The following is a 25,139-nucleotide window of genomic DNA, read 5'->3' as shown; positions in this document are numbered from 1 at the left end:
GGTCGAAGGTGCATTCGCCTTCAACGATTCTCAAAAAGAATCACTCTAACCAAAATGAGGATTGGACGCGAATGGTTGTGCCATGGAAGATGGGGGTGCACCGCTTCACAAGACGGTGCCCATACCAACTACAACCGGAGACATGGCATGAAAATCTTTCCTCGGGCCTTGAGCCTGGCGGCCAGCTTGCTGGCGGCTTCGGCGGCGATCAGCCAGACCTATCCTTCTGCGCCGGTCACCATGGTCGTGCCGTTTGCGGCCGGCAGCGGCACCGATGCCGTGGCGCGCATCGTCGCCAGAAAGCTCGGTGAGCGTCTGAAGCAGCCGGTGCTGATCGACAATCGCGCAGGCGCGAACGCACAGATTGCCGCGCAATTCGTGGCCAAGGCCAAGCCCGACGGCTACACCTTGTTCATGACGACCAATACCTCGCATTCCGCCAATCCCAGCCTGGTCCTCAATCTCAAGTACGACCCTATCAAGGATTTCACGCCGGTTGCGCGCGTGGGCGAACTGCCGTTCGCCCTGGTGGTGGGCAAGAACGACCCCGCCAAGACGCTCAAGGAGTGGATAGCGCAGGCCAAGGCCCAGCCCGGAAAATTCTCCTACGCCACGCCGAACAGCACCTCGCTGGTGGCGTCTGAAACCATCAAGCGGATTGCCGGCCTGGATGTGGTGGCCATCCCCTACAAATCGAGCCCGCAGGCCCTGACCGATCTGATCGGTGGCTCGGTGCAGATGTATGTCGTCGATCTGGGTTCGGGCATGGGCATGATCAATGCGGGCAGCGTCCGGGTGCTGGGCGTGACCACGAAAGAGCCGCTGAAGTCCATGCCCGACGCGGTGCCCATCGTCAAGGAAGTCCCGGGGTTCGATCTGACCTCCTGGAACGGAATCTTCGGACCCGCGGGCATGCCCCGGCCTGTGGTGGACAAACTGAACCAGGAATTGCAGGAAGTGCTGGCCGACAAGGGCGTGCAGAAATCGCTGAGCCAGCTGGGCTTTGAAACCTGGCCGACCAAGACGCCGGAGGAGTTCACCCAATACGTGGCGGACCAACTGGCGCACTGGGGTGGGCTCGTCAAGCAGGCCGGCATTCGTCCCGAATGAGCTCGGCCGCGTCCCATTCCGCCGCCGCCGGCCCGCTCGCGGGCGTCAAGGTGCTCGACCTGACATCGGTCGTCATGGGGCCGTTCGCGACCCAGATTCTGGCGCAGCTGGGCGCCGAGATCATCAAGGTGGAGACCCCGGAAGGCGACAACATGCGCCACGTCGGGCCCATGCAGCATGCGGGCATGGGGCCTATCTTCCTGCATGCCAATGCGGGCAAGAAAAGCATCGTGCTGGACCTCAAGCACGCCGAAGGCCGCGAGGCCGCGCTGAAGCTGGCCGAAAGCTGCGATGTGTTCGTCAGCAATGTGCGGCCCCAGGCGCTGGCCCGGCTGGGCCTGGACTACGAGGCCGTGCGCCAGCGCAGCCCGCGCATCATCCATGTGAGCTGTTGCGGCTTCGACCAGGACGGCCCCGATGCCGCGCGGCCCGCCTACGACGACCTGATCCAGGGCGCGACCGGTGTGCCATGGCTGATGGGGCAATACGGCTCACCCGAGCCTGCCTACATGCCCACCACGCTGGCCGACCGCGTGACGGGCCTGCACACGGTGTACGCGGTCACGGCGGCGCTTTACGCGCGCAGCCAGTCCGGCGTGGGGCAGGCTGTGGTGGTGCCGATGTTCGAGGCCATGGCGCAGTTCATCCTCGGCGATCACATGGCAGGCCTGACTTTTCAGCCCCCGATCGGCAAACCCGGCTACGCCCGGCTGCTGACGCCGCACCGCAAGCCCTATGTCACCAACGACGGCATGTTGTGCGTGCTGATCTACAACGACCTGCATTGGAAGCGCTTTTTTGCCGCCATCGGCGAGACCGAAGGCCTGGCGCGCGATCCGCGGTTTGCAAGCCACAGCGCGCGCGCCGCCAATATCGACGCGGTATACGCAGCAGTCGCTCGCCTGATGCGCACCCGCACCACGGCCCAATGGCGCGCGCTGCTGGACGCCGCCGACGTACCCAATATGCCGATGAACAGCCCGGAGGACCTGCTGGCCAACCCACAGCTGCGCGCCACGGGCTTTGTCAGCGACACGGTGCACCCGACGGAAGGGCCCATGCACACGCTGGCCCATCCCACGAAGTGGTCGGCCACGCCGCCCGCGCGGAATCTGTCCCCCGCGCCACGCTTGGGCGAGCACACATTGCAACTCCTGGAAGAAGCCGGCTACACCCACGAGCGCATCGCCGCGCTGCTGGCGCAGGGCGCCTGCCGCACCGATACCTGAAAGAAAGATCCCCATGCATCCGAATTACCTGGTCCGCATCGCCGATGTACCGGCCTATCAGCCCGCCAACCACCACCACACGTTCAACCAGCGGCTGATCGGCCCCGAAACCGTGGGCGCCCAGCAGATGGAAGTGTTGATGGGAACGCTGCACAAGGGCGGCGGCGCCTTGCCCCATGCCCATCCAGGGATCGAACAGGCCTGCTACCTGCTCGAGGGCACGGCCCATGTCGAGGTGGCCGGACAGTCTTTCGAGATGGTGCCTGGCGACACCTGCTTTTTTCCGGCCGACCAGATGCATGTCTTCACGGTGACCAGCGACACCCCGGTGAAGCTGTTGGTGATCTACAGCCCGCCTTACGGCGAATCGCCGGACAAGGTGATCCGCCCGCAGCCTTGAGCCTGTAGCGGGAGCTCTGCGACATGGCCGGGAAAGTGCCGGGCCTGTGTCCGGGAGAAACCGCCCGGACCCAGACTTGCGCTTACTTGGCGCGCGTCAGCTGCGCATAGCTGTTCATCAGATTGCGGTAGTCGGGAATGTGGTTGGCGAACAGCGTGCCCAGGCCTTCGACGTCATTGCGCCAGTCGCGGTGCAGCTCGCAGGCCACGCCGAACCAGCTCATCATCTGGGCGCCCGCGGCCGACATGCGGTCCCAGGCGGCCTGGCGCGTCATTTCGTTGAAAGTACCCGAAGCGTCGGTGACCACGAAGACTTCGAAGCCTTCGGCCAAGGCCGACAGGGTGGGGAAGGCCACGCAGACTTCGGTGACGACGCCGGCGATCAGCAACTGCTTCTTGCCCGTGGCCTTGATGGCCTTGACGAAGTCTTCGTTGTCCCAGGCATTGATCTGGCCGGGGCGGGCGATGTAGGGTGCGTCGGGGAACTGGGCCTTGAGTTCGGGCACCAGCGGGCCGTTCGGGCCGTCCTCGAAGCTGGTGGTGAGAACGGTCGGCAGCTTGAAGTAGCTGGCGATGTCGGCCAGTGCCAGCACGTTGTTCTTGAACTTGTCGGGGTCGATGTCGCGCACCAGGGACAGCAGGCCGGTCTGGTGGTCGACCAGCAGCACGGCGACGTCGTTCTTGTCGAGGCGGGTGTAGGGTTTGGACATGCTGTTTTTCCTTGAAACTACCGATGAATGCCCGTCAGGGCGTGGATCTGATGCCGCCAGCGACCCAGGCGGTGAAGCCCGGGTCGCTGGCGGCATCAGGCGTGCATCTGGCCGAAGCGGCCGCTGTTGAAGTCGTTGATCGCTTCCACGATCTCGGCTTCGGTGTTCATCACGAACGGCCCGTGGCCCACGATGGGCTCGTCGATCGGCTCGCCGCCCAGCAGCAACAGGGTCGCGTCGCTGTTGGCTTCGATCTCCACGCCGCTGCCCATGCGGTCGAACTGCACCAATTGGCCTTCGCGCACGACTTCCTTGCCGTTGACCAGCACCGTGCCGTGCAGCACGACCATGGCCAGCGTATGCCCGTCGGGCGTGTCGAAACGCGCGGCATGGCCTTGCGTGAGTCGCACATCCCAGACGTCAACCGGCGTGAACGTCTGCGCCGGGCCCTGGTGGCCGTCGAACGTACCGGCGATCACGCGCACCTGGCCGGCGCCATCGGGCAACGCCACCGCAGGGATCTGCGCATCGACCAGCGTCTGGTAGCGCGGCTGGGCCAGCTTGTCCTTGGCGGGCAGGTTGACCCACAGCTGCACCATTTCCAGCACGCCGCCGCGCTCGGTGAAGGCCTGCGAGTGAAACTCTTCATGCAGGATGCCGCCAGCGGCCGTCATCCACTGCACGTCGCCCGGGCCGATGAGGCCGCCGGCGCCCGTGGAGTCGCGGTGCTCGACTTCGCCCTGGTAGACGATGGTCACGGTCTCGAAGCCGCGGTGCGGGTGCTGACCCACGCCGCGCGGCTTCCTGGCCGGAGGGAAGTTGGCCGGGCCGGCGTAGTCCAGCAGCAGGAAGGGGCTCAAATGGGCTCCGTGGCTGCCGTAGCTGAACAGCGAGCGCACGGGAAAGCCATCGCCCACCCAATGCGAGCGGGGGGCGCTGTAGGTTCCGACGATGTTCTTCATGGTGTTTTCTCCTGTGGCACGAGGCGGTGCCTCGAATGCATGTAGTAAGAATAATTCCAGAACGAACCAGGCGGTAGACCCCAATATTTGCCTTCATCGTTCTATTTCATGAACAATGGTGACCATGAGAGACCTCAACGACCTTTATTACTACGTGCAGGTGGTGGAGCACGGCGGCTTCGCGCCCGCCGGCCGCGCGCTGGGCGTTCCCAAGTCCAAGCTCAGCCGGCGCATTGCGCTGCTCGAAGAGCGCCTGGGCGTGCGCCTGATCCAGCGCTCCACACGCAGCTTCGCCGTGACCGAGATCGGTCAGACCTATTACGCGCACTGCAAGGCCATGCTGGTCGAGGCCGATGCGGCCGAGGAAGCGATTGCACTGACCCAGGCCGAGCCTTGCGGCATTGTGCGCATGAGCTGTCCGGGCGCGCTGCTGGATGCCCGCGTGGGGGCCATGGTGTCGGCTTTCATGGCCCAGCATCCGCGGGTGCAGATCCACCTCGAAGAGACCAATCGCCGGGTGGACGTGGTGGGGGAGGGCATGGACCTGGCCATCCGCGTGCGGCCGCCGCCGATAGACGACAGCGATCTGGTGATGCGCGTGCTGGGCGAGCGTGACCAGTGCCTGGTGGCCAGCCCGCAGTTGCTGGAGAGAACCGGCATGCCGCAGTACCCAGCCGACCTGGCGGGCCTGCCCAGCATGGATCTGGGCCGGCCGCAGAACGACCACCAGTGGGCTCTGATCGGCCCGGACGGCGCGCAGGCCAGCATCCACCACCAGCCGCGCTTCATCACCCAAGGCATGTTGGCGCTGCGCACGGCGGCCGTGGCCGGCGTGGGCATCGTGCAGTTGCCGCGGATGATGGTCGCGGAGCATTGCCAGCGCGGTGAACTGGTCGAGGTGCTGCCCGGCTGGGCGCCGCGACGCGAAATCATCCACGCGGTGTTCGCTTCGCGGCGCGGCCTGCTGCCTTCGGTCCGGGCCTTGCTGGATTTCCTGGCCGAGCGCTTCGCGGCGCTGCAGGAGGATTGAGTTAGCGGTCCAGCGTGTCGAGCAGCATCTGCGTGTGCTGGCCCAGGGTAGGCGCGGCAAACGGCTGCGGGCCGGGCGTGCGGTCGAAAGCGATGGCGCGCGTGAAGCCGCGGTAGCTGCCCAGGGTAGGGTGCTGGAACTCGGCAATCATGTCTTCGGCGGCGACCTGGGGGTGGTCGAACATGTCTTCCACCGCGCGCGCTGCCGCGCAGGGCACGGCTTCGCCAAACAGCGTTTCCCATTCGAGCGCCGAGCGCGCCGACAGTGCCTGGCGCAGCAAGGGCACGAGTTCAGCATGGTGCTGGGCGCGCAGGCGCACGCTGGCGTAACGCGGGTTGTCGGCCAGCTCGGGCAGACCGATCTTCTCGCACAGGGCTTTCCAGAAATGCGCGGTGTTGGCCGAGATGTAGATATGGCCTTCGCGCGTGGGGTGGATGCCGGTGATGCCGCCCGAGCGCATGTCGCGGCCTATGTCGCGCGGCTCGCCTTCGGCCCAGACCAGGCGTGCCGACTGCATGGTCAGCGCCGCGCGCAGCAGCGAGACGCCCACATGCTGGCCCAGACCGCTTTGCGCACGCTCGTACAGGGCCGAGGACACGCCCGCTGCGACCAGCGCCGAGGCGTAGTAGTCGACCACCGAGCCGTAGAGGATTTCGGGCGGGCCGTCGGCCTTGGCCTGCATGGCACACATGCCGGTCATGGTCTGCAGCACCTGGTCGTAGCCGGCCTTGGCGCGCAGCGGTCCCGTGGCGCCATAGCCCGTGACGCTGCAGTAGACCAGGCGTGGATTGATTTGCGTCAGTTGTTCGAAAGCGATGCCCAGGCGTTCGGGCACGCCGGGGCGGAAGTTGTGTACCAGTACGTCGGCGTCGCGCACCAGGCGCATCAGCGTGGCCAGTTGCTCGGGCTGTTTCAAGTCCAGCACCATGCCCCATTTGCTGCGGTTCACGCCCACGAAGGCGCGGCTTTCGGCTTCGAGCGTCGAAGGGTACTTGCGCAGGTTGTCGCCAACGGGCGGTTCGATCTTGATGACTTCGGCGCCCTGATCGGCGAGCAGGGAGCAGCCATAAGGTCCGGCGATATAGGCACTCAGGTCCAGCACGCGAATGCCGCTGAGTGGGCCGCGCGGGCCGGGCCGTTGTTCTGACAGGTCTTGCTGCATGGTGTCTCGTCTCTTGCGGAAATCCCATGGGCCTGGGCCCATGGCGGCAGTGCACGGCCCCGAGGGCTGCGCACTGCCAGGGGGAAAGGTGGCGACCGTTCAGTCGACCACGATGTTGCGGTCTTGGGCGAGCTTCTTCCAGCGCACCACGTCCTTCTGGATCACTTCGGCGAACTGCTGGGGCGTCACCGCCGAAGTCAGCGCACCTTCGCGCAGGAAGTTGGCCTTGACCTGCGGGGTGGCCAGGATCTGATTCACGGCCTGGTTCAGCTTGCTGACGATGAGGGCGGGCGTGCCGGCGGGCGCGAGCAGACCCCACCACAGATCGAACTCGTAGCCAGGCACGGCCGTGGCCATGGGGATCAGATCGGGTGCGATGGGGCTGGCTTGCAGGCTGGTGATGCCGATGGCGCGCAGCTTGCCGTTGCGCACCATGGGCAGGATGGACGGGCCGCTGGAAATCATCAGCTGCACCTGGTTGCCGATCACGTCGGTGAGCGCAGGGCCCTGGCCCTTGTAGGGGACATGGGTGATGTCGAAACCGGGCGCCATGGAGCGCAGCAGCTCGGTGGCGAAGTGGTTCACGCTGCCCGTGCCCGACGTGGCGTAGTTGAACTTGCCGGGGTTGGCCTTGACGGCGCTGAGCAGCTCGGCGGGCGTGCGTGCCGCGAAGTCGTTGTTCACCGCCACCACGAACGGGCCGCGCGCAAACATGGCCACGGGCGCAAAGCTCTTGACCGGGTCAAAAGGCATCTTGGGCTGCACGGCGGAGTTGGTCGTCATGCTCGACGAGACGGCGACCAGGGTGTAGCCATCGGCCGGGGCCTTGGCGACCTGGCCCGTGCCGGTGTTGCCGCTGGCGCCGGGGCGGTTTTCCACGATCACCGACTGCTTGAGCACTTCGCCCAGCTCTCTGGCGATCTGGCGGGCAAACGAATCGTTGGAGCCGCCAGGCGGGTAGGGCACGACCATGGTGATGGGCTTGGTCGGATAGGCGGGTTGCGCCTGGGCCTGGGCCAGCGAGGCCAGGCTGGCCACGCCCAGGGCGGCGGCCGTCAGGATGAAGCCGCGGCGCAGCTGTGGCTTGGGGTTGGAAATTTGCATGCTTGTCTCCTTGTTGTAATAGGTATGTGGGCGTGAAAGCCCCGCGCGATCAGCTGTTGCCGACCGTCAGGCCCAGGGCTTTGGCCTGGGCAACGATGGCCTGGGCCCGCAGCACGAAGGGGCGATCGACCATCTTGCCGTCCACCACGTAAGCGCCCACGCCATCCGCATCGGCCTGGGCCGCGGCGCTGACCACTTTGAGCGCACTGGCCAGGTCGGCGGCGCTGGGCTGGAACACGGCGTTGGCCGTGGCAACCTGGCTGGGGTGGATGCAGGTCTTGCCCGTAAAGCCCAGGCGGCAGGCCAGCTCGGCTTCGGCGCGAAAGCCTTCGGCGTCCTGGATGTTGGCGAATGCGCCGTCGTAGGCCGCAATGCCGGCTTCGGCCGCGGCCATGCGCACGCTCATCAGGACCTGGGCAATCGCGGCGGGCTCGCGGCGGTTCACGCCATAGGGCTCGAACAGATCGCCCAGCCCCACTTGCAGGCCTATGGCCAGGGGGTGGGCGCTGGCAATCTCGTGGGCCAGGCGCAGGGCGCGCGGCGTTTCGATGTTCAGCAGCAGCCGGGGGGCCTGGGCCATGCCCGCGGCACGCGCCGCACGCTCCACGGCCTGGGCCGCGGCGCGCACGTCGTCCGCGCTTTCGGGTTTGGGCAGGTTGATCCAGTGCACGGCGGGGCAGACGATGTCGGCCACGTCGCGCTCGAAGTGGGGCGTGTCCATGGCGTTGATGCGCACGATCAGCGTCTTGCCGTGGCCGGCAAGCGCTTCGGGGCTGCGCAGGAAATCCCGCAGCAGCGCGCGGGCCTCGTCCTTGCGGGCTTCGGCGACGGCGTCTTCCAGGTCGAACGAAATGCTGTCGGCCGCGCTGAGCAGCGCTTTGGCGAACAACTCGGGGCGGGATGCGGGGACAAACAGTTTGCTTCTCATGCGCCGATTGTGGAGCGCGTTAAAAACAAAAAACACACATGCAATCTTTCTTCAAAAGAAAGAAATAATGTGGTGATGGAAACCCAATACCTGCGCAGCTTTCTTCTGGTGATCGAGACCGGCTCCCTGGCCGAGGCCGCACGCCGCATCAACCTCACCGCCGCCGCCGTGGCGCAGCAGATGCGCACCCTGGAGCGCGAGTTCGGCACGCCTTTGCTGGCGCGGGCTGGGCGCACCGTCGCCCCCACGCCCGCCGGCCACCGCCTGGCCGCGACCGTGCCCCAGCTGCTGCGCGAACTGGCCCACGCCAAGACCCATGTGAACGCGGAAAGCCTGGTGGGCGAGCTGACCATAGGCAGCATCAACACCGCGCTGCACAGCCTGCTGCCCGACATCCTGGCGCGCTTCGTCGCCCAGCGCCCCGAAGTCAAAGTGTTTCTGCAATCGGGCACCACGCGCCAGTTGTACGAGGGCGTGCAGGAGGGCGCTTTGGATGCTGCTGTGTGCCTGTACCCGTCGTTTGCGCTGTCCAAGGCATTCGACTGGTCGCCGCTGCGCGAGGAGTCGCTGCTTCTGCTGGTGCCCCGCCATCTGGCCGACCAGGACCCGCTGGCCCTGCTGCGCTCCGAGCCGCTGATCCGCTACGACCGCAGCCTGGGCGGCGGCCAGATGGTGGAGCGCTATCTGCGCGCAGCCCACATCACGCCGCGCGAGCGTTTCGAGCTCAGCTCGCTGGTGGCCATCTCCATGATGGTGGACCGCGGCCTGGGCGTGGCCGTGGTGCCGGACACCGCCCTCAACTGGCCCGATGGGCACAACGTCGTGCGCCTGGCGCTGCCCGGCCAGACCGAGTCACGGCGTTTCGGGACCCTGTGGCTGCGCTCGTCGCCGCAGTTGCATTTGATTCGGTTGCTGGTGGATTGCGCGCAGGGGGTGGTCAAGGAGAGGGGGGGGCAGAGGATGGCAGTTTGAAGCGATGGCGGTGGCATGGCGTGCTGGAGACGTCTGCGGGAGTGGCAAGCGGTGGGAGGCTGGGATTTGTCTACTGGAATGGGGGTAGTCCAGAGTGAGATCTGGCACTGTCACTCGCGACCCGTTGCTGTCGTTCGAGCTTCATTGCCCAATGTCTGCTGTGCAGCGGGAGCTGCCGTCCATGGCCGCACCGTGACCTCACGGTCTGCGTCCAGCAGCGGTCATCGGAGAGCCGGCGATCCCCGCAGGCCCTTCGGCCGGTTTCAGGTGTACAGCCGACGTCGGGAACCCGCCGCTGCGAGACTTCATTTTGAATGTCCGCTGTCTCCGATTGCGAACTGGTGCTCTGGTCCCTCTGCAGCCGATCGCCGCGCCGGATCCCGTTGCCGGAGAGCAATCGTTCAACGCTCAATGCACGTCAATTCCGCCCGGTAGTAGCGGATCAGCACATTGACAGACCCTTCGGCCCGTACCACGCGCGCACTGTTGCCGAGCAGCAGTTCGTCCAGTGGCTTCGCATTCAGCGAACAAAATTTGCGGCCCCGGGAAATTCGTCTATGGCTCGAAGCCTGAGTCCTCTTTGGCCGCCAGGACCTGAAGCATGTCGATGACGGCTCGGACTTTGGGCTGCAAATAATGAGACTTGGGCCAGACCACGTGGATGGGCATTTCGCCGCCCGCGAAATCTTCCAATAGCGGCACCAGCCTCCCCCGGTTCAAGTCATCGTCGACCAACCAAGTCGGCATCTGCATGATGCCGCAGCCTGCCAGCCCGGCGGCGAGCATGGCTTCTCCGTCACTGAACTCATGGCGGGCGTGGATTTCCTGCTGGACCAAACGGCCTTCCAAGGTGCGTAGCAGCCATGTTTGCTTCTGCTGACGGCGCGAGCCAATGATGCAATCACGCCGCCGCAGCTCCTCTGGCGTGCGGATTGGACCATGTCGTTCGAGATAGGCAGGGGCAGCGCAAATCACCAAGCGCTGGGTGCCGAGCCGTTTGGCCACCAAATTGCCGTCATCCGCCAGCTCGCCGATCCGGACCGAAAGGTCATGGCCCTCTTGGACCAAGTCCACCGTGCGTTCGGTGAATGAGACAGACAGATCGAGCTTATCGAATCGGGAGGCCATCGCCAGTAATCCCGGCAAGACGTGGCGACGGCCGAAGGCGCCCGGAAGGCCGACGTGGATGCGCCCTTGTGGAACCCAGTCTTTGGGGGCGAGGCCGGTCTCGGCCACATCTAGTTCGTCGATGGCACGCAAGCATGCGGCCAAGTAGGCCTCCCCCTCCGGTGTGAGGGTGATCCTGCGGGTGGTTCTGTGCAGCAGCTTCAGGCAGGTCCGGGCTTCCAGCCGGGTCACGCTCTTGGCCACCCCGGAAGGCGTCATGCCCAGCACCTGAGCTGCCGCAGTGAAGCTGCCCGCCTTGGCCGTGGCAACAAACGCATCGATTCCAGCGAAGCGATCAACGGCAGCTTCCATTTCGTCCTCCCAGTCTCAAATGATTGAACTAAAGCCTAGATTATCTTTCATTTGAAGAGCATTAAAGTCAACGCTTCAGTGATCTGGGACTGCCGTGTTCTCTCTGGAAGTAAAGGCCAAGCCGGCATCTCTCACCGGGCGTGCCGCAGATCGGGCCACCGAGCAGTGGCAGTCCACAGTTCCGGCCCCGGCATGACGCCCCGTCGCCACGTATCTCATCAGGAAAACCATGAACCAACTTTTCACCTCTTACGACCTGGCAGGTTTGAGCCTGTCAAACCGTGTCGTGATGGCGCCCATGACGCGCTCTCGTGCCGCCAACGGTGTGCCAGATGTGCTGACTGAACGCTACTACAGCCAGCGCGCCTCGGCTGGCTTGATCATCAGCGAAGGCGTTGTTGTCTCGCAGGAAGGTACCGGCTATCTGTTCACGCCGGGTCTGTACACCGAAGAGCAAGGCGAGGCCTGGCAGCGCGTGACCGACGCTGTTCACGCCCAAGGCGGACGCATCTACGCCCAGCTGTGGCACGTAGGCCGTAACTCCCATGTGTCATTGCAGAAGGACGGTAGCGCACCCGTGTCCTCGGTGGCGCGCCGCCCCCGCGATGTGAATGCCTATGCCTGGGCCGCGCCTGGCTTGCCGGGCCACATCCCGACCAGCGAACCGCGCGCACTGGGAACCGACGAAGTGGCGGCTGTCGTTGGTGATTTCGTCGCCGCGGGGCGGCGGGCCATGGAGGTCGGATTCGACGGTGTGGAGATTCACGGTGCCAACGGCTACCTGTTCGAGCAGTTCATCAATGGCGAACTCAACACCCGCCAGGACCGCTACGGCGGCAGCATTGAAAATCGTCTGCGACTGCTGCTTGAAACCATCGACGGACTGATTGCGGCGATTGGTTCGAGTCGCGTCGGCGTTCGCATTTCGCCGTTTGGCCGGCTGTACGACATGCACCCGTTCGACGACGAGAAGCAGACCTGGCTAGCGCTCGCGGCCGAGCTGGGCCAGCGTGACCTGGCGTACGTGCACCTGAGCGATCAGCGCACGATCGGTGCCGATTGCGAGGCAGCTTTCTTTGTTGATTTCCGCACGGCCTATCCCGGTACGCTGATCGTGGCAGGCGGCTTCGACCAGGACAGTGCAGAGGCGGCATTGAAGGCCGGCAAAGCGGATCTGATTGGTTTCGGACAGCCCTTCATCGCCAATCCGGATTTGGTGGAGCGCATGGCCAATGGTTGGCCGCTGGCCCAGGCGCAGCGCGACACTCTCTACGGCCTGCATGGCGCGCGCGGCTACACCGACTACCCCCGCTATGCGGATCGAGCCAATGTCGTTTCGGCATTGGAGCGGCAATGAGTGAAATCAACGCCCGCCCGGAGCTGGCCGCCTTGCGGGACGCATTCTTCGCAGCCTGGTCGCGCGGCGAATGGCAGGCCCTTGCACCGAGTCTGGGCGAGGATGCCGTGCTGACCAGCAGCCAACATGGCGAAGGCCGAGGCGAGGCCGACTGGCAACGCTTGCTGGCGGCCGATGCCCGCGCCTTGGTGTGGATGCGTACCAGCAATCACGCCAACCTCGTCGGCAAGAACGGGCAAGCCGCCTCCAGCGCCTACGTCATCGGCTTGTTTCGCCATGGACAGCAGCATCTGCTATTCGGTGCCAGTGTGGTACTCCGGTTCCGGCCTCATGGACCGGAAAGTGACTGGTCGCTGTTCGGCGCCCGCATCCACGTGAACTGGAGCAAAGGTGAGCCGTCCTTGGCAACGCATTGGCGGCTACCGCCGAGCGACGCCGGTTGGGAGCTGGGTGACGCCCCGCCGACGATCGTCAGCGAGCTGGATTCACCCTGGGCCTTGATCGGCGACGCACTACCACAAGCCAGCGCCGAAGACGCCGTACGACAGCTCTACAGCAAGTATTCATGGGCCATCGACCAAAACGATATTGCGCTGTTGAGTGACAGCTATACCGATGACGCGGCCGGCGGGTTCACGCCGATGGGGCCGTTGCAAGGACGGCACGCCATCATCGGCCAGCAAAAGAGCTTCCGCCGGCATTGGCCGTGGATGCAGCACTTTGCCGACGTGGTGCGGCTGGAGCTCGAAGCCGATGGCCGCCATGCACGAATGATCGTGGCACGCATTGTCCCGGAGCGCCCCGTCGATGAAGCCGGGCACACGCTCTACGGCGCCCACTACCAGATCCGCGCGCGGCGCGAGGACGATGGCCAATGGCGCATTTGCTGGTTTGACTACCGCCCAGGCTGGTTCACCGACGCCGACGCACCAGCGTTCGATATCGGTGTCGTCCGCGCCTGATACCAAGGACAAATGAATGAACACAGAAATGAACTCAGAAATCAAAGCATTGCTTGACCGCGAAGCAATTCGCGATCTGCGAATCCTCTACGCACAACACCTGGACAGCAACAACATTGCCGCGCTCGATCAAGTCTTTTCGATCGATGCGGTGGTGGAGGTCACCGTCGGCAAGATGGAAGGCATCGCCGCCATACAGGCTGGCCTGAGCGATGCCTTCAAACTATTTGATCGCGATCACCGCGGCCGCTATCCCTTTGTGCACGCGATCACCAACCACTGGGTGAAGCTGACCGGGCCGGATACCGCGCAAGGCCGCTGTTACCTGATCGATTTTGAGACTGCATCCAAGCCCGACCCGAATCCGTTGCTACTTCTCGGCCTCTATGCCGACGAGTACCGACGTATCGATGGTCAATGGCGCATCACCAGCACCCACCTGGAAGTCGTGTGGCCAGAACGCAATGACGCCAGCGCACAACCTGCTAACCAAACGAGAGAGGTGTAAGCCATGTCCAACTCTATGAAACTGAGCATTCTGGATTATTCGCCCGTTGATGAAGGACTTCTCGCGAGCGATGCACTGGCGGCAACCGTGCGGCTAGCACAGCACGCCGAAAACAAGGGCTTCAGCCGGTACTGGGTATCCGAACACCACGGAATGCCCGCCGCCGCCAGCAACTCGCCCGAGATCCTCATGGCGCGCATAGCATCGGCGACCAAGACCATCCGCGTAGGCTCTGGCGCTGTGCTGTTGCCCAACTACAGCAGCCTGAAAATTGCCGAAAACTTCCAGCTGCTTGAGGCGCTGTTTCCGAACCGGGTCGATCTAGGCTTCGGCCGCGCACCCGGCGCCGATCAGCGCACTGGAGCCGCGCTCAATGATGAAAAGAGAGGGACCATCCCCTACCCTCAGAAGGTCGCAGACCTGCTGGGCTTCCTGACAGGGCGCCACATGCCCGATTCACGGTACACCGAGATGCGCGCGCACCCCGAGACACGCGAAAAGCCTCAACCCTTCGTGCTGGGGGCTTCCGGCTCCACAGCGGAGTTCGCCGCGAAGGAAGGTCTTGGCTTCACATTTGCACACTTCATCAATCCAGGCAGCGATGGGCCACAAGCCGCCAAGGCATACCGCGCCGCGTTCGAGCCCACGGATTTTTCTGCAAAACCGTCGGTGATTGTGTCCATCTTCGTAGCGGTCGGCGATACAGAGGAAGAAGCCATGGAATTTTCTGACGCCTTCCATCTTTGGCTCATGTACGCCGAGAGCGGGAAGCCATTTAACCGGGTCCCCTCGCTTGCGACCACACGCGCTCACCTTTGGACGCCCAATGAAAGGGCGGTGCGTGAGCGCAACCAAGGCCGATTGATCTCCGGAACTGCCCCCGAGGTCGTGGAGCAACTGCGCGACCTCGCAAGCGCCTACGGCACCGAGGAAGTCATGATCAACCTCATGATGCCGGGAGAATCGGCACGGCTGAGCGCCATTGACACCATCATTGCAGCGATGAACGCGGCGCCTGCGCAAAGCGCTGGCGCCGAGCCAACTAAAGAGAGCGCATACGCATGATGGCGGCACAAATCAACGAAAAGGTGCCGATGCTCAGCCGGCACCATGTCGCACTGCACCTCGCGCACAGATGGTTCGCCTTTCTGGAAGCACCAGGAGGCGATATCGACACTCATCTGACGATGTTCCATCCGCAGGTACGGCTCTCCGGCAGCCGGGGGAACCACCTGTTTGCGCGCGACCACGAAAGCCTCAAGGCCTGGTTCGCCACCGTGCCCGATGAGATCAGTTCACACCACATCGTGCATTCCACGTATTCAACCGCCATTGATGACAACAGTGATGGTGACGGCTTGCTGAACATGGTCGTGGCCTACCAATCACCGGTCGAATCGGGCGTACACGGATCGATCATTAGCTACCAGACACGGATCGAATTCACCCCGGATGGCGCGCGGTTCATCACGCTCGACAAGACGCCTATCCTGGGCAATACCCGGACCGACTACGAGACATCCTGGGCGACCAACCGCGTACTGACGCTGGTGTATGCCGCACTCGGCGGTATCGCAGTGTCAGACGGGCAGTTGCGTGCCGCGCTGGGAGGCGACGTGCACCAGGTGTTCGCCCACACCACCGTCCCCGAGGCTAGCAGCGCCTACGAGGCACTGGTGACCAGCAGCAGTGGCAATCCGGCTGGAACCCGGGTGTTGCGTCTGAAACTCACGGATGACGGCAAGGCGACCATGCCGACCATCGAGCAGATAGAGGTGCTCATTCTGAACTGACCTGAGCATGTGGACGGTGCGCCCCTGAAAGGTCGCGACATTCGCATGCAGTAAGAGCTGCTGGTACGAGCCAACACGGCCACTGCCATGATCTACATTCATGTCCTGAAGCTCGGCGGAGGGCGGTGCGCAGCCTGCTGGATTCAGTTACTTCGTCCCGGCCATCTCAGAACGGCCCGCATTGAACTTCCGCTTCCGCCGCCGATAGTGTGACTTCGGCATGCTCCTCGGAAACTGACCTTGGGTAGCAACGACTCGCTCGCCGGGTGGCTGCTTCCTGGCCGAGCCACGAACTGGCGTTTTCGGCCAGAAAAGGCCAGTCAGTGTAATTCTGAGACTGACCGCTTCAAGGCGGAGAGCAGCCATCAAGTTCGGATTAAGCCGATGCCTGCACGTTGGAAGTATTCCTGGCCCATCAATTAGGTTTGAGTACCGTCACGGTTCGCACGGCTGCGAGTCATGGGAGCCATGGGAGCCATGGGAGCCATGGCCAAACGGTTTTTCACTTCATTGCGGCAAATTTGGATTGGGGTGAATAGCGTGCTCATGAAAGCCGCTTTCTCTGATTTCTGGGCTGCATGCGCGTCGATTACTTCACTTTGTCGTTTAGGCGAGGCATGTCGCCTCGGTAGTCAATCCATGGATTGGTGCCCAGGAGCTGAGCGTTCGACACACTCGACTCCTCGTGGCGAATCACGAATTTCTTGGGACCATGTGCAATACCCACTGCCACACCGTCCACAGGCATGAAGCCGCCATGAATCGTCAGGCCGGGGTAGCTGATTCGAAACGCTTTGTCATCCGGCCCAACGGCGTCAGCCGTTACCCGGGTCACCACGCCATTTGGCAGGGCGAAGAACCAGGTGAAGGGACCGCCGGCGATCACTGTCATGGTCTCGTCAATACCCATCCCATCTTCCCAGGTGTTCACATGAAGCCGGCCAAATCGCTGATTCACTTGGGCCAGAACCGAAGGGGTCAAGGTCTTCAGGTCATTCACGTTCGGGTACATGCCCGCATCCACCGCCTCAATCTCCAGGTATCCCCCGCGTGGAGCAGCGGGCTGCCGGCCTGCCAGACGCACCTGCTCCAATAGCTGTGCTCGGTTGAGCGAGAAGCTCTTTAAAAGCTGTGCTTTTTCCTGGTCAGTAAAGGTGCGGCCTTTGATGGCACGCAGCACAGGCTTTGCTTCCTGCGGAATGTCTACTTGGCTGGCCCTTACGCCTACGGTTCGAAGAACCGCATTGACGTTTTCAATGCCGACCAAATCGCTACGCCCATCGCTGAATTTCATTCGCACCACGTCGGCTGCATAGGCAGGGGCCATGCCACTGGCCACAAACGCAAATGCTGCAAGAGCAGTTGCAAGCAAGGATTTGAGTCTCATCATTTTCTGTCTCCCAAAGAAAAAAGACGCACTGGATCGCAGCGCGTCAGATTGGAGTCGAATTAGTTGACCTTTTTACGCAACGTGGGAACAGGGCCAGTGAAATCCACCCAAGGGTTGGTGTTGAGCAGTTCGGCGTGAGGCGCAGTAGATTCGTCAAAGCGAATCACAAAGCTCTCAGGACCATGGGCGTAGGCCACGATCAGACCGTCCTTTGGGTCCATATAGCCTGCGTGGGTTCCCATGCCGGGGTAGCTCAAGCGCACAGCGGGTCCGTTTTCTGCGATGCGGTCTACGGTCAGGCGTGCCACCGTTGCATCGGGCAGGATGTACATCCAGGTGAAGGGACCACCAGAGACGACCGTCATGACTTCATCGATGCCTGGACCCGCGTCAGAGGAATTCACATGCAGACGACCGTAGCGGTTCAGTGCCCAGGTTTGCATGTCTGGGGTCAAGGCCTTCATGTCATAGACCTTGGGGTAAGGCGCAGTGTCGCCTTCACGGGTGCCGAGCAGGCCGCCACGGGCCACCTCAGGGGTACGTCCGGCCAGGCGGATCTGCTCCAACAGCTCTGCACGATTCAGCTGAAAGGTTTTGAGCAGCGTCTTTTGATCTGCTTCGCTGGTGGCGAGAGTTTGCGAGGCCTTCAAGATCGGCTTGACTGCATCAGGGATGGCCACGGTGCTGGCGCGGACGCCCACTGCTCGCAGAACTGCGTTGACGTTCTCCAAACCATGTACGTCAGGACGGCCATCGCTGAACTGGAGTTTGACGAAGTCCGCTGCGTGGGCCGCAGGTGCCAGACTCATTGCGGCAGCCGCTACCACAGCAGTCAGACCCAGTTTGTTTGCATTGCTTTCTTGCATTTTCATTTCCTTTCGAGGAGTGTTCAGCGCAGAAGCGCCAGGGGGTAAATCAATAGTTGTGTTTACGACAGGCTCACGCTGGAGGTGACGGGGATCGGTGCGGCGACTTGCTTCTTCGCTCCGCCGCCCTGGATCAGAAACACGCCACCCAGAATCAGCAGCACACCCAGCACGCGCATCAAGTTGATGGGCTTGGGCTCAAGTCCCATCACGCCGAAGTGGTCCACCAGTACGGCTGCAACCATCTGTCCTGCAACCACGGCCACCAAAAAGCCGCCGGCACCGAGCTTGGGTATCAGCGCTGTAGCGCTGGCCACGTAAATGGCACCCAGGACACCGCCGATCCACAGCCACCAGGGACCGTGAAACGCATTGGCGAAATTCGGCATAGGTGCTTTAGCCAGAACCAACAAAGGCACCATCACGGCCAGGCTGATCAGCAACGATGTCGTTGCACCCCAAAATGGGTGACCAAGGGCTCTGCCCACGTTTGCATTTGCGGCGGCCTGAAAGGGCAGGACGGCCCCTGCGAGCAAGGCTATGCCCAGTGAGGCGACCGTCATCAAAGCCATCTTGCTGTTCATATCTGCGACTCCTTCAAGCGTTAAAAACCAATGCCTGAATGGTCTCGCATATGAATTAATTATGGAAATCGTTTGTATGCACGTGTACTATTCGTCGCATGGATGAGCTGCGCCGAATCGACCTCAATCTCCTGCTGGCACTGCATGCTTTGCTGACGGAAAAGCACGTGACTCGGGCAGCACTGCGACTGCATAAGAGCCAGCCAGCTGTGAGCCATTCGTTGGCTCAACTGCGTGAACATTTCAACGACCCATTGCTAGTGCGCAAGCAGGGAAAGCTGGAACTAACGACACGCGGCAATGCGCTGTTGCAGCCACTCTCCGAGGCATTGACCAACCTCAATACCTTGCTGGGAACACCGCAGTTCGATCCGCTGCATGCACAGCGGCGGTTCCGGTTGTCGCTATCTGACTATGCCGCTCGTTTGGTGATGCCGGATCTGATGCGATATGCCCGCCAACATGCGCCTGGGTTTGACTTCGCCATCAGTCAGGCCAGCCGCGATGCGATGCTGGTTCAGCTCGCCGATGGCGAACTGGACTTGGCGCTGGGCATCTTTCCTGAGCTTCCTCAGGACATCCGGGTTGAAACACTGTTTGAAGAAGATTTCATCTGCCTCGCAGATAAAGCCACCATTCGGGAAAAAGGTAGCCTGTCACTAGAGGAATGGCTGGCGCGACCTCATGTCATGCTCGCGTTGAAGCCTGATGCCAACGATGAAATTGAACGAGCACTTGCGGCCAAGGGGCTGAAAAGGCGAATTGCCGTGACCCTGCCGCACTGGAGCGCTGCGGTAGAGTTGCTGCCAGGAACCGATCTGGTTTTGACCATTGCTCGTCGAGCGGTCGGGCCTGTACGCTCATTTAGAGATCTGCGGCAGTTTGCCCCACCTCGTCAGCTGCAACTGCCGAAGATGGCATACCAACAGGCTTGGCATGCTCGAAAAGACCGTGATCCTGCGTTAGCTTGGCTCCGCCAGGTCTTGATGAACGGCTGCAATCCGCTGTAAAGCAGACGTCTCTAATGCACATCCGCATTTCTGCTTAGGGTCGGAAGCTGCCTGCAGAGAAAAAACCGTGAAGGACCGGAGTCAGCCTGAAGCAGACAAGCCGATCAGTCTTCAGGTCTTGCGCACACGTTGGCTTGATGCACCTCGCACCCATGCAGACCATGTTGCGAGGGCAGCGGGTCGCGCAGGTTCGGAAGTCCGGCGGGAGCCGCCAGAAAAATGGCGTAGGAAATACCGCGCAAGATGCCCATGACATGCAACGGCTGGGCCTTGCGGGTTATGCCTGATGGCTATAGCTGCTAGCAGGCCATGCGCCTAGTGCAGCGGCACGCAATTGTTGAAAATCAGGCAGTAATCACCGAACGAGACAATGCAAATGGTCATTCGACCCAGGCCCAGCCTGCCGCCGTGACCAAGGCCGCGCTGCTGCGCACGGTGCGGTGGTAGAGGCGCGGCGAAGTGATGCTGCCGAACGCAGTCCGGGACGGTTCTTGAGCGTATCTTTTCGATAGCCGCCCACTTTTCAATTTTTGTGACTTTCAGGAAAGCACCGCAATGATCATCGACGTACACGGCCACTACACCACGGCTCCGGCGGCTCTTGGCGCCTGGCGCGACCTGCAGATCGCCGGTCTCAAGGATCCGAGCCAGGCCCCTTCGGCCAGCGCGCTGAAGATCAGCGACGACGAGATCCGCGACACCATCGAGAACAACCAGCTCAAGCTGATGAAGGAACGCGGCTCGGACCTGACCATCTTCAGCCCGCGCGCGAGCTTCATGGCCCACCACATCGGCGACTTCGAGACTTCGGCCACCTGGGCCGCGATCTGCAACGAGCTGTGCTATCGCGTCAGCGAACTGTTCCCCGACCACTTCATTCCCGCAGCCATGCTGCCCCAGTCGCCGGGCGTCGACCCTGCGACCTGCATTCCCGAGCTGGTCAAGTGCGTCGAGCAATACGGCAACGTGGGCATCAACCTCAACCCCGATCCATCGGGCGGCCACTGGACGTCGCCGCCGCTGTCCGACCGCAGCTGGTACCCGATCTACGAGAAGATGGTCGAGTACGACATTCCGGCCATGGTCCACGTGAGCACCAGCTGCAACAGCTGCTTCCACACCACGGGCGCGCACTACCTGAACGCCGACACCACGGCCTTCATGCAGTGCCTGACCAGCGACCTGTTCAAGGATTTCCCCACGCTCAAGTTTCTGATCCCCCATGGCGGCGGCGCCGTGCCTTACCACTGGGGACGTTTCCGCGGCCTTGCGCAGGAGCTGAAGAAGCCGCTGCTCGACGAGCACCTGCTCAACAACATCTTCTTCGACACCTGCGTCTACCACCAGCCAGGCATTGATTTGCTGACCAAGGTGATCCCGGTCAAGAACATTCTGTTTGCCAGCGAGATGATTGGCGCCGTGCGCGGCATCGACCCGACCACGGGCCATTACTACGACGACACCAAGCGCTACATCGAAGACACGGTCAACCTGAACGCCGAAGAGCGTTTCCAGGTCTACGAAGGCAATGCCCGCCGCGTGTTCTCGCGCATGGACGCCGCGCTCAAGAAAAAAGGCCTGTAAGCAGGCCACCAGCGAACAGGAGATTCCTATGTACGAACTCGGTGTGGTTTACCGCAATATTCAACGTGCCGACAAGGCTGTGGCCGACGCGCTGGCAGCCTTGGGCTCGGCCACGGTGCACGAAGCCATGGGCCGCGTAGGCCTGCTCAAGCCCTATATGCGGCCCATCTATGCGGGCCAGCAGGTCTCGGGCACGGCGGTCACCGTGCTGCTGCAGCCTGGCGACAACTGGATGATGCATGTCGCGGCCGAGCAGATCCAGCCGGGCGACGTGGTGGTCGCGGCCGTGACTTCCGAGTGCACGGACGGCTACTTCGGCGACCTGCTGGCGACCAGCTTCCAGGCCCGGGGCGCACGCGCGCTGATCATCGACGCCGGCGTGCGCGATGTGAAGACGCTGCAGGAAATGAACTTCCCGGTCTGGAGCCGCGCGATTTCCTCCAAGGGCACGATCAAGGCCACGCTGGGCTCGGTCAACATTCCCGTGGTCTGCGCGGGCATGTGGGTCACGCCTGGCGATGTGATCGTCGCCGATGACGACGGCGTGGTCTGCGTGCCGCGCGCCAAGGCAGCCGTCACGCTGGACGCCGCGCAAAAGCGCGAAAGCTTCGAAGGCGAAAAGCGCGCTAAGCTGGCTTCGGGCGTGCTGGGCCTGGACATGTACAAGATGCGCGAACCGCTGGAAAAAGCCGGTCTGCGGTATATCGACTGAGAAGACTGAACAAGATGGCAAATTTTGAAAAGACCCCGGGCTGGCTCGACTGGTACACCGGCCCGGCCAAGCCCCAATTCCAGCTGCCCGCGGGCGCCGTCGATGCCCACTGCCATGTGTTCGGCCCGGGCAACGAGTTCCCGTTCGCGCCCGAACGCAAGTACACGCCGTGCGACGCCAGCAAGCAGCAGCTGTTCGCCCTGCGCGACCACCTGGGCTTTGCCCGCAACGTGATCGTGCAGGCCACCTGCCACGGCGCGGACAACAGCGCCATGGTCGATGCCTGCCAGGCCGCGGGCGGCAAGGCGCGCGGCGTGGCCACCGTCAAGCGCAGCGTCAGCGACGAGGAATTGCAGGCCTTGCATGCCGCCGGTGTGCGCGGCGTGCGCTTTAATTTCGTCAAGCGCCTGGTGGACTTCACGCCCAAGGACGAGCTGATGGAAATCGCCGGCCGCATCCAGAAGCTGGGCTGGCACGTGGTGATTTATTTCGAGGCCGTGGACCTGCCCGAGCTGTGGGACTTCTTCAGCAGCCTGCCGACCACGGTGGTGGTCGACCACATGGGTCGGCCCGATGTGAGCAAGCCGGTTGACGGCCCCGAGTTCGAGCTGTTCCTGCAGTTCATGCGTGAGCACCCGAATGTCTGGAGCAAGGTGTCCTGCCCCGAGCGCCTGTCGGTCACCGGCCCCAAGGCGCTGAACGGCGAGCAGGCCGCTTACCGCGATGTAGTGCCGTTCGCGCGCCGCGTGGTCGAGGAGTTCCCGGACCGCGTGCTGTGGGGCACCGACTGGCCCCACCCCAACCTCAAGGACCATATGCCCGACGACGGCCTGCTGGTGGACTTCATCCCGCACATCGCGCCCACGGCCGAGCTGCAGCGCAAGATGCTGGTGGACAATCCCATGCGCCTCTATTGGCCCGAAGAAGCTCGCAAGGAGGCCTGATCATGGCTTTGGACAAACCCTATACCGATGTGCCCGGCACCATCATTTTTGACGCCGAGCAGTCCCGCAAGGGCTACTGGCTCAACCAGTTCTGCATGTCGTTGATGAAGGCCGACAACCGCGCGCGCTTCAAGGCCGACGAACGCGCCTACCTCGACGAGTGGGCGATGAGCGAAGAGCAAAAGCAGGCCGTGCTGGCCCGCGATCTCAACTGGTGCATGCGCACAGGCGGCAACATCTATTTCCTGGCCAAGATAGGCGCGACCGACGGCAAGAGCTTCCAGCAGATGGCCGGCTCCATGACCGGCATGAGCGAAGACGAGTACCGCGCCATGATGCTCGCCGGCGGCCGCTCGGCCAACGGCAACCGCTTCGTCGGTGAAGACGGCGACGCCCAGGCCCACCGCCAGCCCCAAGGAAATTCCGCCAAGAAGGAGGGCAACTGAATGGCCCGCATCACCGCATCCGTCTACACCTCGCACGTGCCCGCCATCGGCGCGGCCCTGGATCTGGGCAAGACCCAGGAGGAATACTGGCAGCCGCTGTTCAAGGGCTATGAGCCTTCCAAGCAGTGGATGAAGGACAACAAGCCCGACGTGATTTTCCTGGTCTACAACGACCACGCGACGGCGTTCAGCCTGGACATGATTCCGACTTTCGCCATCGGCACGGCGGATCGCTTCACGCCGGCCGACGAAGGCTGGGGCCCGCGCCCCGTGCCCACCGTGATCGGCCACCCGGACCTGGCTTCGCACATCGCCCATTCGGTGATCCAGCAGGATTTCGACCTGACCATCGTCAATAAGATGGATGTGGACCACGGCCTCACCGTGCCGCTGTCGCTGATGTGCGGCCAGCCCACGGCCGAGGAAGGCTGGCCCTGTCCGGTGATTCCGTTTGCCGTCAATGTCGTGCAATACCCCGTGCCTTCGGGCCAGCGCTGCTTCAACCTGGGCCGCGCCATCCGCAAGGCCGTGGAAAGCTATGACAAAGACCTGAACGTGCACATCTGGGGCACGGGCGGCATGAGCCACCAGCTCCAGGGCGCGCGCGCCGGCCTGATCAACCAGGAATGGGACCTGAACTTCCTCGACCGCCTGGTCGACAACCCCCACGGCCTGGCCACGATGCCCCACATCGACTACGTGCGCGAAGCCGGCTCGGAAGGCATAGAGCTGGTGATGTGGCTGATCGCGCGCGGTGCGATGAGCGACATCGACAGCCCCGCACCCGTGCCCAAGGTAGCGCACCGCTTCTACCATGTGCCCGCTTCGAACACGGCCGTGGGCCACCTGATCCTGGAGAACCAATGAGCAAGACCATCAAAGTGGCGCTGGCCGGCGCCGGCGCCTTCGGAATCAAGCACCTCGACGGCATCAAGAACATTGACGGCGTGGAAGTCGTCTCCCTGGTGAGCCGCGACCTGGAAAAGACGCGCGAAGTCGCCGCCAAATACGGCATAGCCCATGTCACCACCGACCTCGCTGACAGCCTGGCGCTGCCGGAAGTCGATGCCGTGATCCTGTGCACGCCCACGCAGATGCATGCCTCGCAGGCGATTGCGTGTCTCAAGGCCGGCAAGCATGTGCAGGTCGAGATCCCCATGGCCGACAGCCTGGCCGACGCCGAAGCCGTGGTCGCTGTCCAGAAGGCCTCGGGCCTGGTCGCGATGTGCGGCCACACGCGCCGTTTCAACCCCAGCCACCAGTGGGTGCACCACAAGATCGCCGCGGGCGAGCTGAATCTGCAGCAGATGGATGTGCAGACCTATTTCTTCCGCCGCACCAACACCAACGCCCTGGGCCAGGCACGCAGCTGGACCGACCACCTGCTGTGGCACCACGCAGCCCACACCGTGGACCTGTTCGCCTATCAGGCCGGCAGCCCCATCGTGCAGGCCAATGCCATCCAGGGGCCTATCCATCCGGTGCTGGGCATTGCCATGGACATGAGCATCCAGCTCAAGGCCGCGAACGGCGCGATCTGCACGCTGAGCCTGTCGTTCAACAACGACGGCCCTCTGGGCACTTATTTCCGCTACATCGGCGACACCGGCACCTATCTGGCACGCTACGATGACTTGTTCACGGGCAAGGAAGAGAAGATCGACGTGTCCCAGGTCGCGGTGTCCATGAACGGCATCGAGCTGCAGGACCGCGAATTCTTCGCCGCCATCCGCGAAGGCCGCGAGCCCAATGCCAGCGTGGCCCAGGTCCTGCCTTGCTACCAGGTGCTGCATCAACTTGAACAGCAATTGAGCTAAAGTTTCGGGCAAGCTTGCCTGACCCCGCCACCCCATGGCCAGCGCATGTGAAACAGCATGCGCTGGCTTTGCCTTTTCAAG

At 63.0% G+C, this 25,139-nt stretch carries 26 protein-coding genes; 17 read left to right on the top strand and 9 right to left on the bottom strand.

The annotated features are described in order from the left end of the window. Nucleotides 1-147: 147 nt before the first annotated feature. The 3 genes from N0K08_RS16225 to N0K08_RS16215 are packed head-to-tail and all read left to right on the top strand — an operon-like array spanning nucleotide 148 to nucleotide 2,739. The gene (locus N0K08_RS16225; protein ID WP_261501431.1) at nucleotides 148-1,110 is read left to right on the top strand and encodes a Bug family tripartite tricarboxylate transporter substrate binding protein; all 963 of its coding nucleotides are present in this window, start codon (nucleotides 148-150) and stop codon (nucleotides 1,108-1,110) included. Further along, nucleotides 1,107-2,339 carry a CaiB/BaiF CoA transferase family protein gene (locus N0K08_RS16220; RefSeq protein ID WP_261501430.1) on the top strand — a complete coding sequence of 411 codons (1,233 nt, stop codon included), beginning with the start codon at nucleotides 1,107-1,109 and terminating at the stop codon, nucleotides 2,337-2,339. The genes N0K08_RS16225 and N0K08_RS16220 overlap by 4 nt, the downstream gene beginning before the upstream one ends. Before the next feature lie 13 nt (nucleotides 2,340-2,352). Further along, entirely contained in the window at nucleotides 2,353-2,739 is a 387-nt protein-coding gene (locus tag N0K08_RS16215) for a cupin domain-containing protein (protein WP_261501429.1), read from the top strand. A gap of 82 nt (nucleotides 2,740-2,821) precedes the next feature. Here N0K08_RS16215 and ycaC read toward each other — a convergent pair whose 3' ends face one another. Next, nucleotides 2,822-3,448 carry an isochorismate family cysteine hydrolase YcaC gene (gene ycaC, locus N0K08_RS16210; RefSeq protein ID WP_261501428.1) on the bottom strand — a complete coding sequence of 209 codons (627 nt, stop codon included), beginning with the start codon at nucleotides 3,446-3,448 and terminating at the stop codon, nucleotides 2,822-2,824. Nucleotides 3,449-3,543: 95 nt separating this feature from the next. Beyond that, nucleotides 3,544-4,410 carry a pirin family protein gene (locus tag N0K08_RS16205; RefSeq protein ID WP_261501427.1) on the bottom strand — a complete coding sequence of 289 codons (867 nt, stop codon included), beginning with the start codon at nucleotides 4,408-4,410 and terminating at the stop codon, nucleotides 3,544-3,546. A 124-nt stretch (nucleotides 4,411-4,534) separates the two neighbouring features. On the opposite strand from N0K08_RS16205, the gene N0K08_RS16200 reads away from it, so the two are divergent. Continuing rightward, on the top strand, nucleotides 4,535-5,440 hold the full coding sequence (locus N0K08_RS16200) for a LysR family transcriptional regulator (RefSeq protein WP_261501426.1): 906 nt from the start codon (nucleotides 4,535-4,537) through the stop codon (nucleotides 5,438-5,440). Between the two features lies 1 nt (nucleotide 5,441). On the opposite strand, the gene N0K08_RS16195 is transcribed toward N0K08_RS16200, so the two are convergent. The 3 genes from N0K08_RS16195 to N0K08_RS16185 all read right to left on the bottom strand — a co-directional run bounded on the left by N0K08_RS16195 (nucleotide 5,442) and on the right by N0K08_RS16185 (nucleotide 8,634). Continuing rightward, complete coding sequence (locus tag N0K08_RS16195) at nucleotides 5,442-6,602, bottom strand: CoA transferase (RefSeq protein ID WP_261501425.1); 1,161 nt, start codon at nucleotides 6,600-6,602, stop codon at nucleotides 5,442-5,444. A gap of 99 nt (nucleotides 6,603-6,701) precedes the next feature. After that, nucleotides 6,702-7,706, bottom strand: coding sequence for a tripartite tricarboxylate transporter substrate binding protein (locus tag N0K08_RS16190; protein ID WP_261501424.1), 1,005 nt, complete (start codon nucleotides 7,704-7,706; stop codon nucleotides 6,702-6,704). Between the two features lie 49 nt (nucleotides 7,707-7,755). Continuing rightward, nucleotides 7,756-8,634 carry an HpcH/HpaI aldolase/citrate lyase family protein gene (locus tag N0K08_RS16185; protein ID WP_261501423.1) on the bottom strand — a complete coding sequence of 293 codons (879 nt, stop codon included), beginning with the start codon at nucleotides 8,632-8,634 and terminating at the stop codon, nucleotides 7,756-7,758. A 75-nt stretch (nucleotides 8,635-8,709) separates the two neighbouring features. Between N0K08_RS16185 and N0K08_RS16180 the strand changes: the two genes are divergently transcribed. Then, nucleotides 8,710-9,606, top strand: a complete 897-nt coding sequence (locus tag N0K08_RS16180; RefSeq protein WP_261501422.1) for a LysR family transcriptional regulator — start codon at nucleotides 8,710-8,712, stop codon at nucleotides 9,604-9,606. Between the two features lie 555 nt (nucleotides 9,607-10,161). Here the strand turns inward: N0K08_RS16180 and N0K08_RS16175 are convergent. Further along, nucleotides 10,162-11,085, bottom strand: a complete 924-nt coding sequence (locus N0K08_RS16175) for a LysR family transcriptional regulator (RefSeq protein WP_261501421.1) — start codon at nucleotides 11,083-11,085, stop codon at nucleotides 10,162-10,164. A gap of 229 nt (nucleotides 11,086-11,314) precedes the next feature. On the opposite strand from N0K08_RS16175, the gene N0K08_RS16170 reads away from it, so the two are divergent. Genes N0K08_RS16170 through N0K08_RS16150 form a run of 5 tightly spaced genes read left to right on the top strand, consistent with a single transcriptional unit; the run spans nucleotide 11,315 to nucleotide 15,705 of the window. Further along, nucleotides 11,315-12,442, top strand: a complete 1,128-nt coding sequence (locus tag N0K08_RS16170; protein ID WP_261501420.1) for an alkene reductase — start codon at nucleotides 11,315-11,317, stop codon at nucleotides 12,440-12,442. Further along, nucleotides 12,439-13,404, top strand: coding sequence for a nuclear transport factor 2 family protein (locus N0K08_RS16165; RefSeq protein ID WP_261501419.1), 966 nt, complete (start codon nucleotides 12,439-12,441; stop codon nucleotides 13,402-13,404). The genes N0K08_RS16170 and N0K08_RS16165 overlap by 4 nt, the downstream gene beginning before the upstream one ends. A 16-nt stretch (nucleotides 13,405-13,420) precedes the next feature. Continuing rightward, the gene (locus N0K08_RS16160; protein ID WP_261501418.1) at nucleotides 13,421-13,912 is read left to right on the top strand and encodes a nuclear transport factor 2 family protein; all 492 of its coding nucleotides are present in this window, start codon (nucleotides 13,421-13,423) and stop codon (nucleotides 13,910-13,912) included. Nucleotides 13,913-13,915: 3 nt separating this feature from the next. Beyond that, a complete protein-coding gene (locus tag N0K08_RS16155) occupies nucleotides 13,916-14,977 on the top strand; it encodes an LLM class flavin-dependent oxidoreductase (RefSeq protein WP_261501417.1) in 1,062 nt (353 codons plus the stop codon). Then, nucleotides 14,974-15,705, top strand: a complete 732-nt coding sequence (locus N0K08_RS16150; protein ID WP_261501416.1) for a hypothetical protein — start codon at nucleotides 14,974-14,976, stop codon at nucleotides 15,703-15,705. The genes N0K08_RS16155 and N0K08_RS16150 overlap by 4 nt, the downstream gene beginning before the upstream one ends. A 589-nt stretch (nucleotides 15,706-16,294) precedes the next feature. Here N0K08_RS16150 and N0K08_RS16145 read toward each other — a convergent pair. From N0K08_RS16145 to N0K08_RS16135, 3 genes are read right to left on the bottom strand one after another with little or no spacing between them, the layout of a single operon-like run. Continuing rightward, nucleotides 16,295-17,095, bottom strand: a complete 801-nt coding sequence (locus N0K08_RS16145) for a hypothetical protein (protein ID WP_261501415.1) — start codon at nucleotides 17,093-17,095, stop codon at nucleotides 16,295-16,297. Nucleotides 17,096-17,154: 59 nt separating this feature from the next. Next, entirely contained in the window at nucleotides 17,155-17,967 is an 813-nt protein-coding gene (locus N0K08_RS16140) for a hypothetical protein (RefSeq protein ID WP_261501414.1), read from the bottom strand. A gap of 56 nt (nucleotides 17,968-18,023) precedes the next feature. Beyond that, nucleotides 18,024-18,545 carry a DMT family transporter gene (locus N0K08_RS16135; RefSeq protein WP_261501413.1) on the bottom strand — a complete coding sequence of 174 codons (522 nt, stop codon included), beginning with the start codon at nucleotides 18,543-18,545 and terminating at the stop codon, nucleotides 18,024-18,026. 98 nt (nucleotides 18,546-18,643) lie between these two features. On the opposite strand from N0K08_RS16135, the gene N0K08_RS16130 reads away from it, so the two are divergent. The 7 genes from N0K08_RS16130 (at nucleotide 18,644) to N0K08_RS16100 (ending at nucleotide 25,058) form a co-directional block, all read left to right on the top strand. Continuing rightward, the gene (locus N0K08_RS16130) at nucleotides 18,644-19,555 is read left to right on the top strand and encodes a LysR family transcriptional regulator (protein ID WP_261501412.1); all 912 of its coding nucleotides are present in this window, start codon (nucleotides 18,644-18,646) and stop codon (nucleotides 19,553-19,555) included. Between the two features lie 555 nt (nucleotides 19,556-20,110). Then, nucleotides 20,111-21,139, top strand: a complete 1,029-nt coding sequence (locus tag N0K08_RS16125; RefSeq protein WP_261501411.1) for an amidohydrolase family protein — start codon at nucleotides 20,111-20,113, stop codon at nucleotides 21,137-21,139. A gap of 28 nt (nucleotides 21,140-21,167) precedes the next feature. Continuing rightward, a complete protein-coding gene (ligK, locus tag N0K08_RS16120) occupies nucleotides 21,168-21,851 on the top strand; it encodes a 4-carboxy-4-hydroxy-2-oxoadipate aldolase/oxaloacetate decarboxylase (RefSeq protein WP_261501410.1) in 684 nt (227 codons plus the stop codon). A gap of 14 nt (nucleotides 21,852-21,865) precedes the next feature. Beyond that, a complete protein-coding gene (locus N0K08_RS16115; RefSeq protein ID WP_261501409.1) occupies nucleotides 21,866-22,795 on the top strand; it encodes an amidohydrolase family protein in 930 nt (309 codons plus the stop codon). A 2-nt stretch (nucleotides 22,796-22,797) separates the two neighbouring features. Then, nucleotides 22,798-23,241 (top strand): protocatechuate 4,5-dioxygenase subunit alpha, encoded by a 444-nt coding sequence (ligA, locus tag N0K08_RS16110; protein ID WP_261501408.1) that lies wholly within the window; start codon nucleotides 22,798-22,800, stop codon nucleotides 23,239-23,241. Further along, entirely contained in the window at nucleotides 23,242-24,108 is an 867-nt protein-coding gene (locus N0K08_RS16105) for a class III extradiol dioxygenase subunit beta (RefSeq protein WP_261501407.1), read from the top strand. It abuts the gene before it with no gap. Next, nucleotides 24,105-25,058, top strand: coding sequence for a Gfo/Idh/MocA family oxidoreductase (locus N0K08_RS16100; RefSeq protein ID WP_261501406.1), 954 nt, complete (start codon nucleotides 24,105-24,107; stop codon nucleotides 25,056-25,058). Before N0K08_RS16105 ends, N0K08_RS16100 begins: the two co-directional genes overlap by 4 nt. Nucleotides 25,059-25,139 lie beyond the last annotated feature (81 nt).

The organism is Acidovorax bellezanensis (assembly GCF_025421555.1).
GTDB lineage: Bacteria > Pseudomonadota > Gammaproteobacteria > Burkholderiales > Burkholderiaceae_C > Comamonas > Comamonas bellezanensis.
Note: the sequence above shows the minus strand (reverse complement) of the source record. Positions and strands in the feature narration are given on the sequence as shown.

Bases quoted from the DNA above. Each gene is read 5' to 3' on its own strand.
- N0K08_RS16225 (WP_261501431.1), top strand. From the start codon at position 148: ATGAAAATCTTTCCTCGGGCCTTGAGCCTGGCGGCCAGCTTGCTGGCG.
- N0K08_RS16220 (WP_261501430.1), top strand. From the start codon at position 1,107: ATGAGCTCGGCCGCGTCCCATTCCGCCGCCGCCGGCCCGCTCGCGGGC.
- N0K08_RS16215 (WP_261501429.1), top strand. From the start codon at position 2,353: ATGCATCCGAATTACCTGGTCCGCATCGCCGATGTACCGGCCTATCAG.
- ycaC (WP_261501428.1), bottom strand. From the start codon at position 3,448: ATGTCCAAACCCTACACCCGCCTCGACAAGAACGACGTCGCCGTGCTG.
- N0K08_RS16205 (WP_261501427.1), bottom strand. From the start codon at position 4,410: ATGAAGAACATCGTCGGAACCTACAGCGCCCCCCGCTCGCATTGGGTG.
- N0K08_RS16200 (WP_261501426.1), top strand. From the start codon at position 4,535: ATGAGAGACCTCAACGACCTTTATTACTACGTGCAGGTGGTGGAGCAC.
- N0K08_RS16195 (WP_261501425.1), bottom strand. From the start codon at position 6,602: ATGCAGCAAGACCTGTCAGAACAACGGCCCGGCCCGCGCGGCCCACTC.
- N0K08_RS16190 (WP_261501424.1), bottom strand. From the start codon at position 7,706: ATGCAAATTTCCAACCCCAAGCCACAGCTGCGCCGCGGCTTCATCCTG.
- N0K08_RS16185 (WP_261501423.1), bottom strand. From the start codon at position 8,634: ATGAGAAGCAAACTGTTTGTCCCCGCATCCCGCCCCGAGTTGTTCGCC.
- N0K08_RS16180 (WP_261501422.1), top strand. From the start codon at position 8,710: ATGGAAACCCAATACCTGCGCAGCTTTCTTCTGGTGATCGAGACCGGC.
- N0K08_RS16175 (WP_261501421.1), bottom strand. From the start codon at position 11,085: ATGGAAGCTGCCGTTGATCGCTTCGCTGGAATCGATGCGTTTGTTGCC.
- N0K08_RS16170 (WP_261501420.1), top strand. From the start codon at position 11,315: ATGAACCAACTTTTCACCTCTTACGACCTGGCAGGTTTGAGCCTGTCA.
- N0K08_RS16165 (WP_261501419.1), top strand. From the start codon at position 12,439: ATGAGTGAAATCAACGCCCGCCCGGAGCTGGCCGCCTTGCGGGACGCA.
- N0K08_RS16160 (WP_261501418.1), top strand. From the start codon at position 13,421: ATGAACACAGAAATGAACTCAGAAATCAAAGCATTGCTTGACCGCGAA.
- N0K08_RS16155 (WP_261501417.1), top strand. From the start codon at position 13,916: ATGTCCAACTCTATGAAACTGAGCATTCTGGATTATTCGCCCGTTGAT.
- N0K08_RS16150 (WP_261501416.1), top strand. From the start codon at position 14,974: ATGATGGCGGCACAAATCAACGAAAAGGTGCCGATGCTCAGCCGGCAC.
- N0K08_RS16145 (WP_261501415.1), bottom strand. From the start codon at position 17,095: ATGATGAGACTCAAATCCTTGCTTGCAACTGCTCTTGCAGCATTTGCG.
- N0K08_RS16140 (WP_261501414.1), bottom strand. From the start codon at position 17,967: ATGAAAATGCAAGAAAGCAATGCAAACAAACTGGGTCTGACTGCTGTG.
- N0K08_RS16135 (WP_261501413.1), bottom strand. From the start codon at position 18,545: ATGAACAGCAAGATGGCTTTGATGACGGTCGCCTCACTGGGCATAGCC.
- N0K08_RS16130 (WP_261501412.1), top strand. From the start codon at position 18,644: ATGGATGAGCTGCGCCGAATCGACCTCAATCTCCTGCTGGCACTGCAT.
- N0K08_RS16125 (WP_261501411.1), top strand. From the start codon at position 20,111: ATGATCATCGACGTACACGGCCACTACACCACGGCTCCGGCGGCTCTT.
- ligK (WP_261501410.1), top strand. From the start codon at position 21,168: ATGTACGAACTCGGTGTGGTTTACCGCAATATTCAACGTGCCGACAAG.
- N0K08_RS16115 (WP_261501409.1), top strand. From the start codon at position 21,866: ATGGCAAATTTTGAAAAGACCCCGGGCTGGCTCGACTGGTACACCGGC.
- ligA (WP_261501408.1), top strand. From the start codon at position 22,798: ATGGCTTTGGACAAACCCTATACCGATGTGCCCGGCACCATCATTTTT.
- N0K08_RS16105 (WP_261501407.1), top strand. From the start codon at position 23,242: ATGGCCCGCATCACCGCATCCGTCTACACCTCGCACGTGCCCGCCATC.
- N0K08_RS16100 (WP_261501406.1), top strand. From the start codon at position 24,105: ATGAGCAAGACCATCAAAGTGGCGCTGGCCGGCGCCGGCGCCTTCGGA.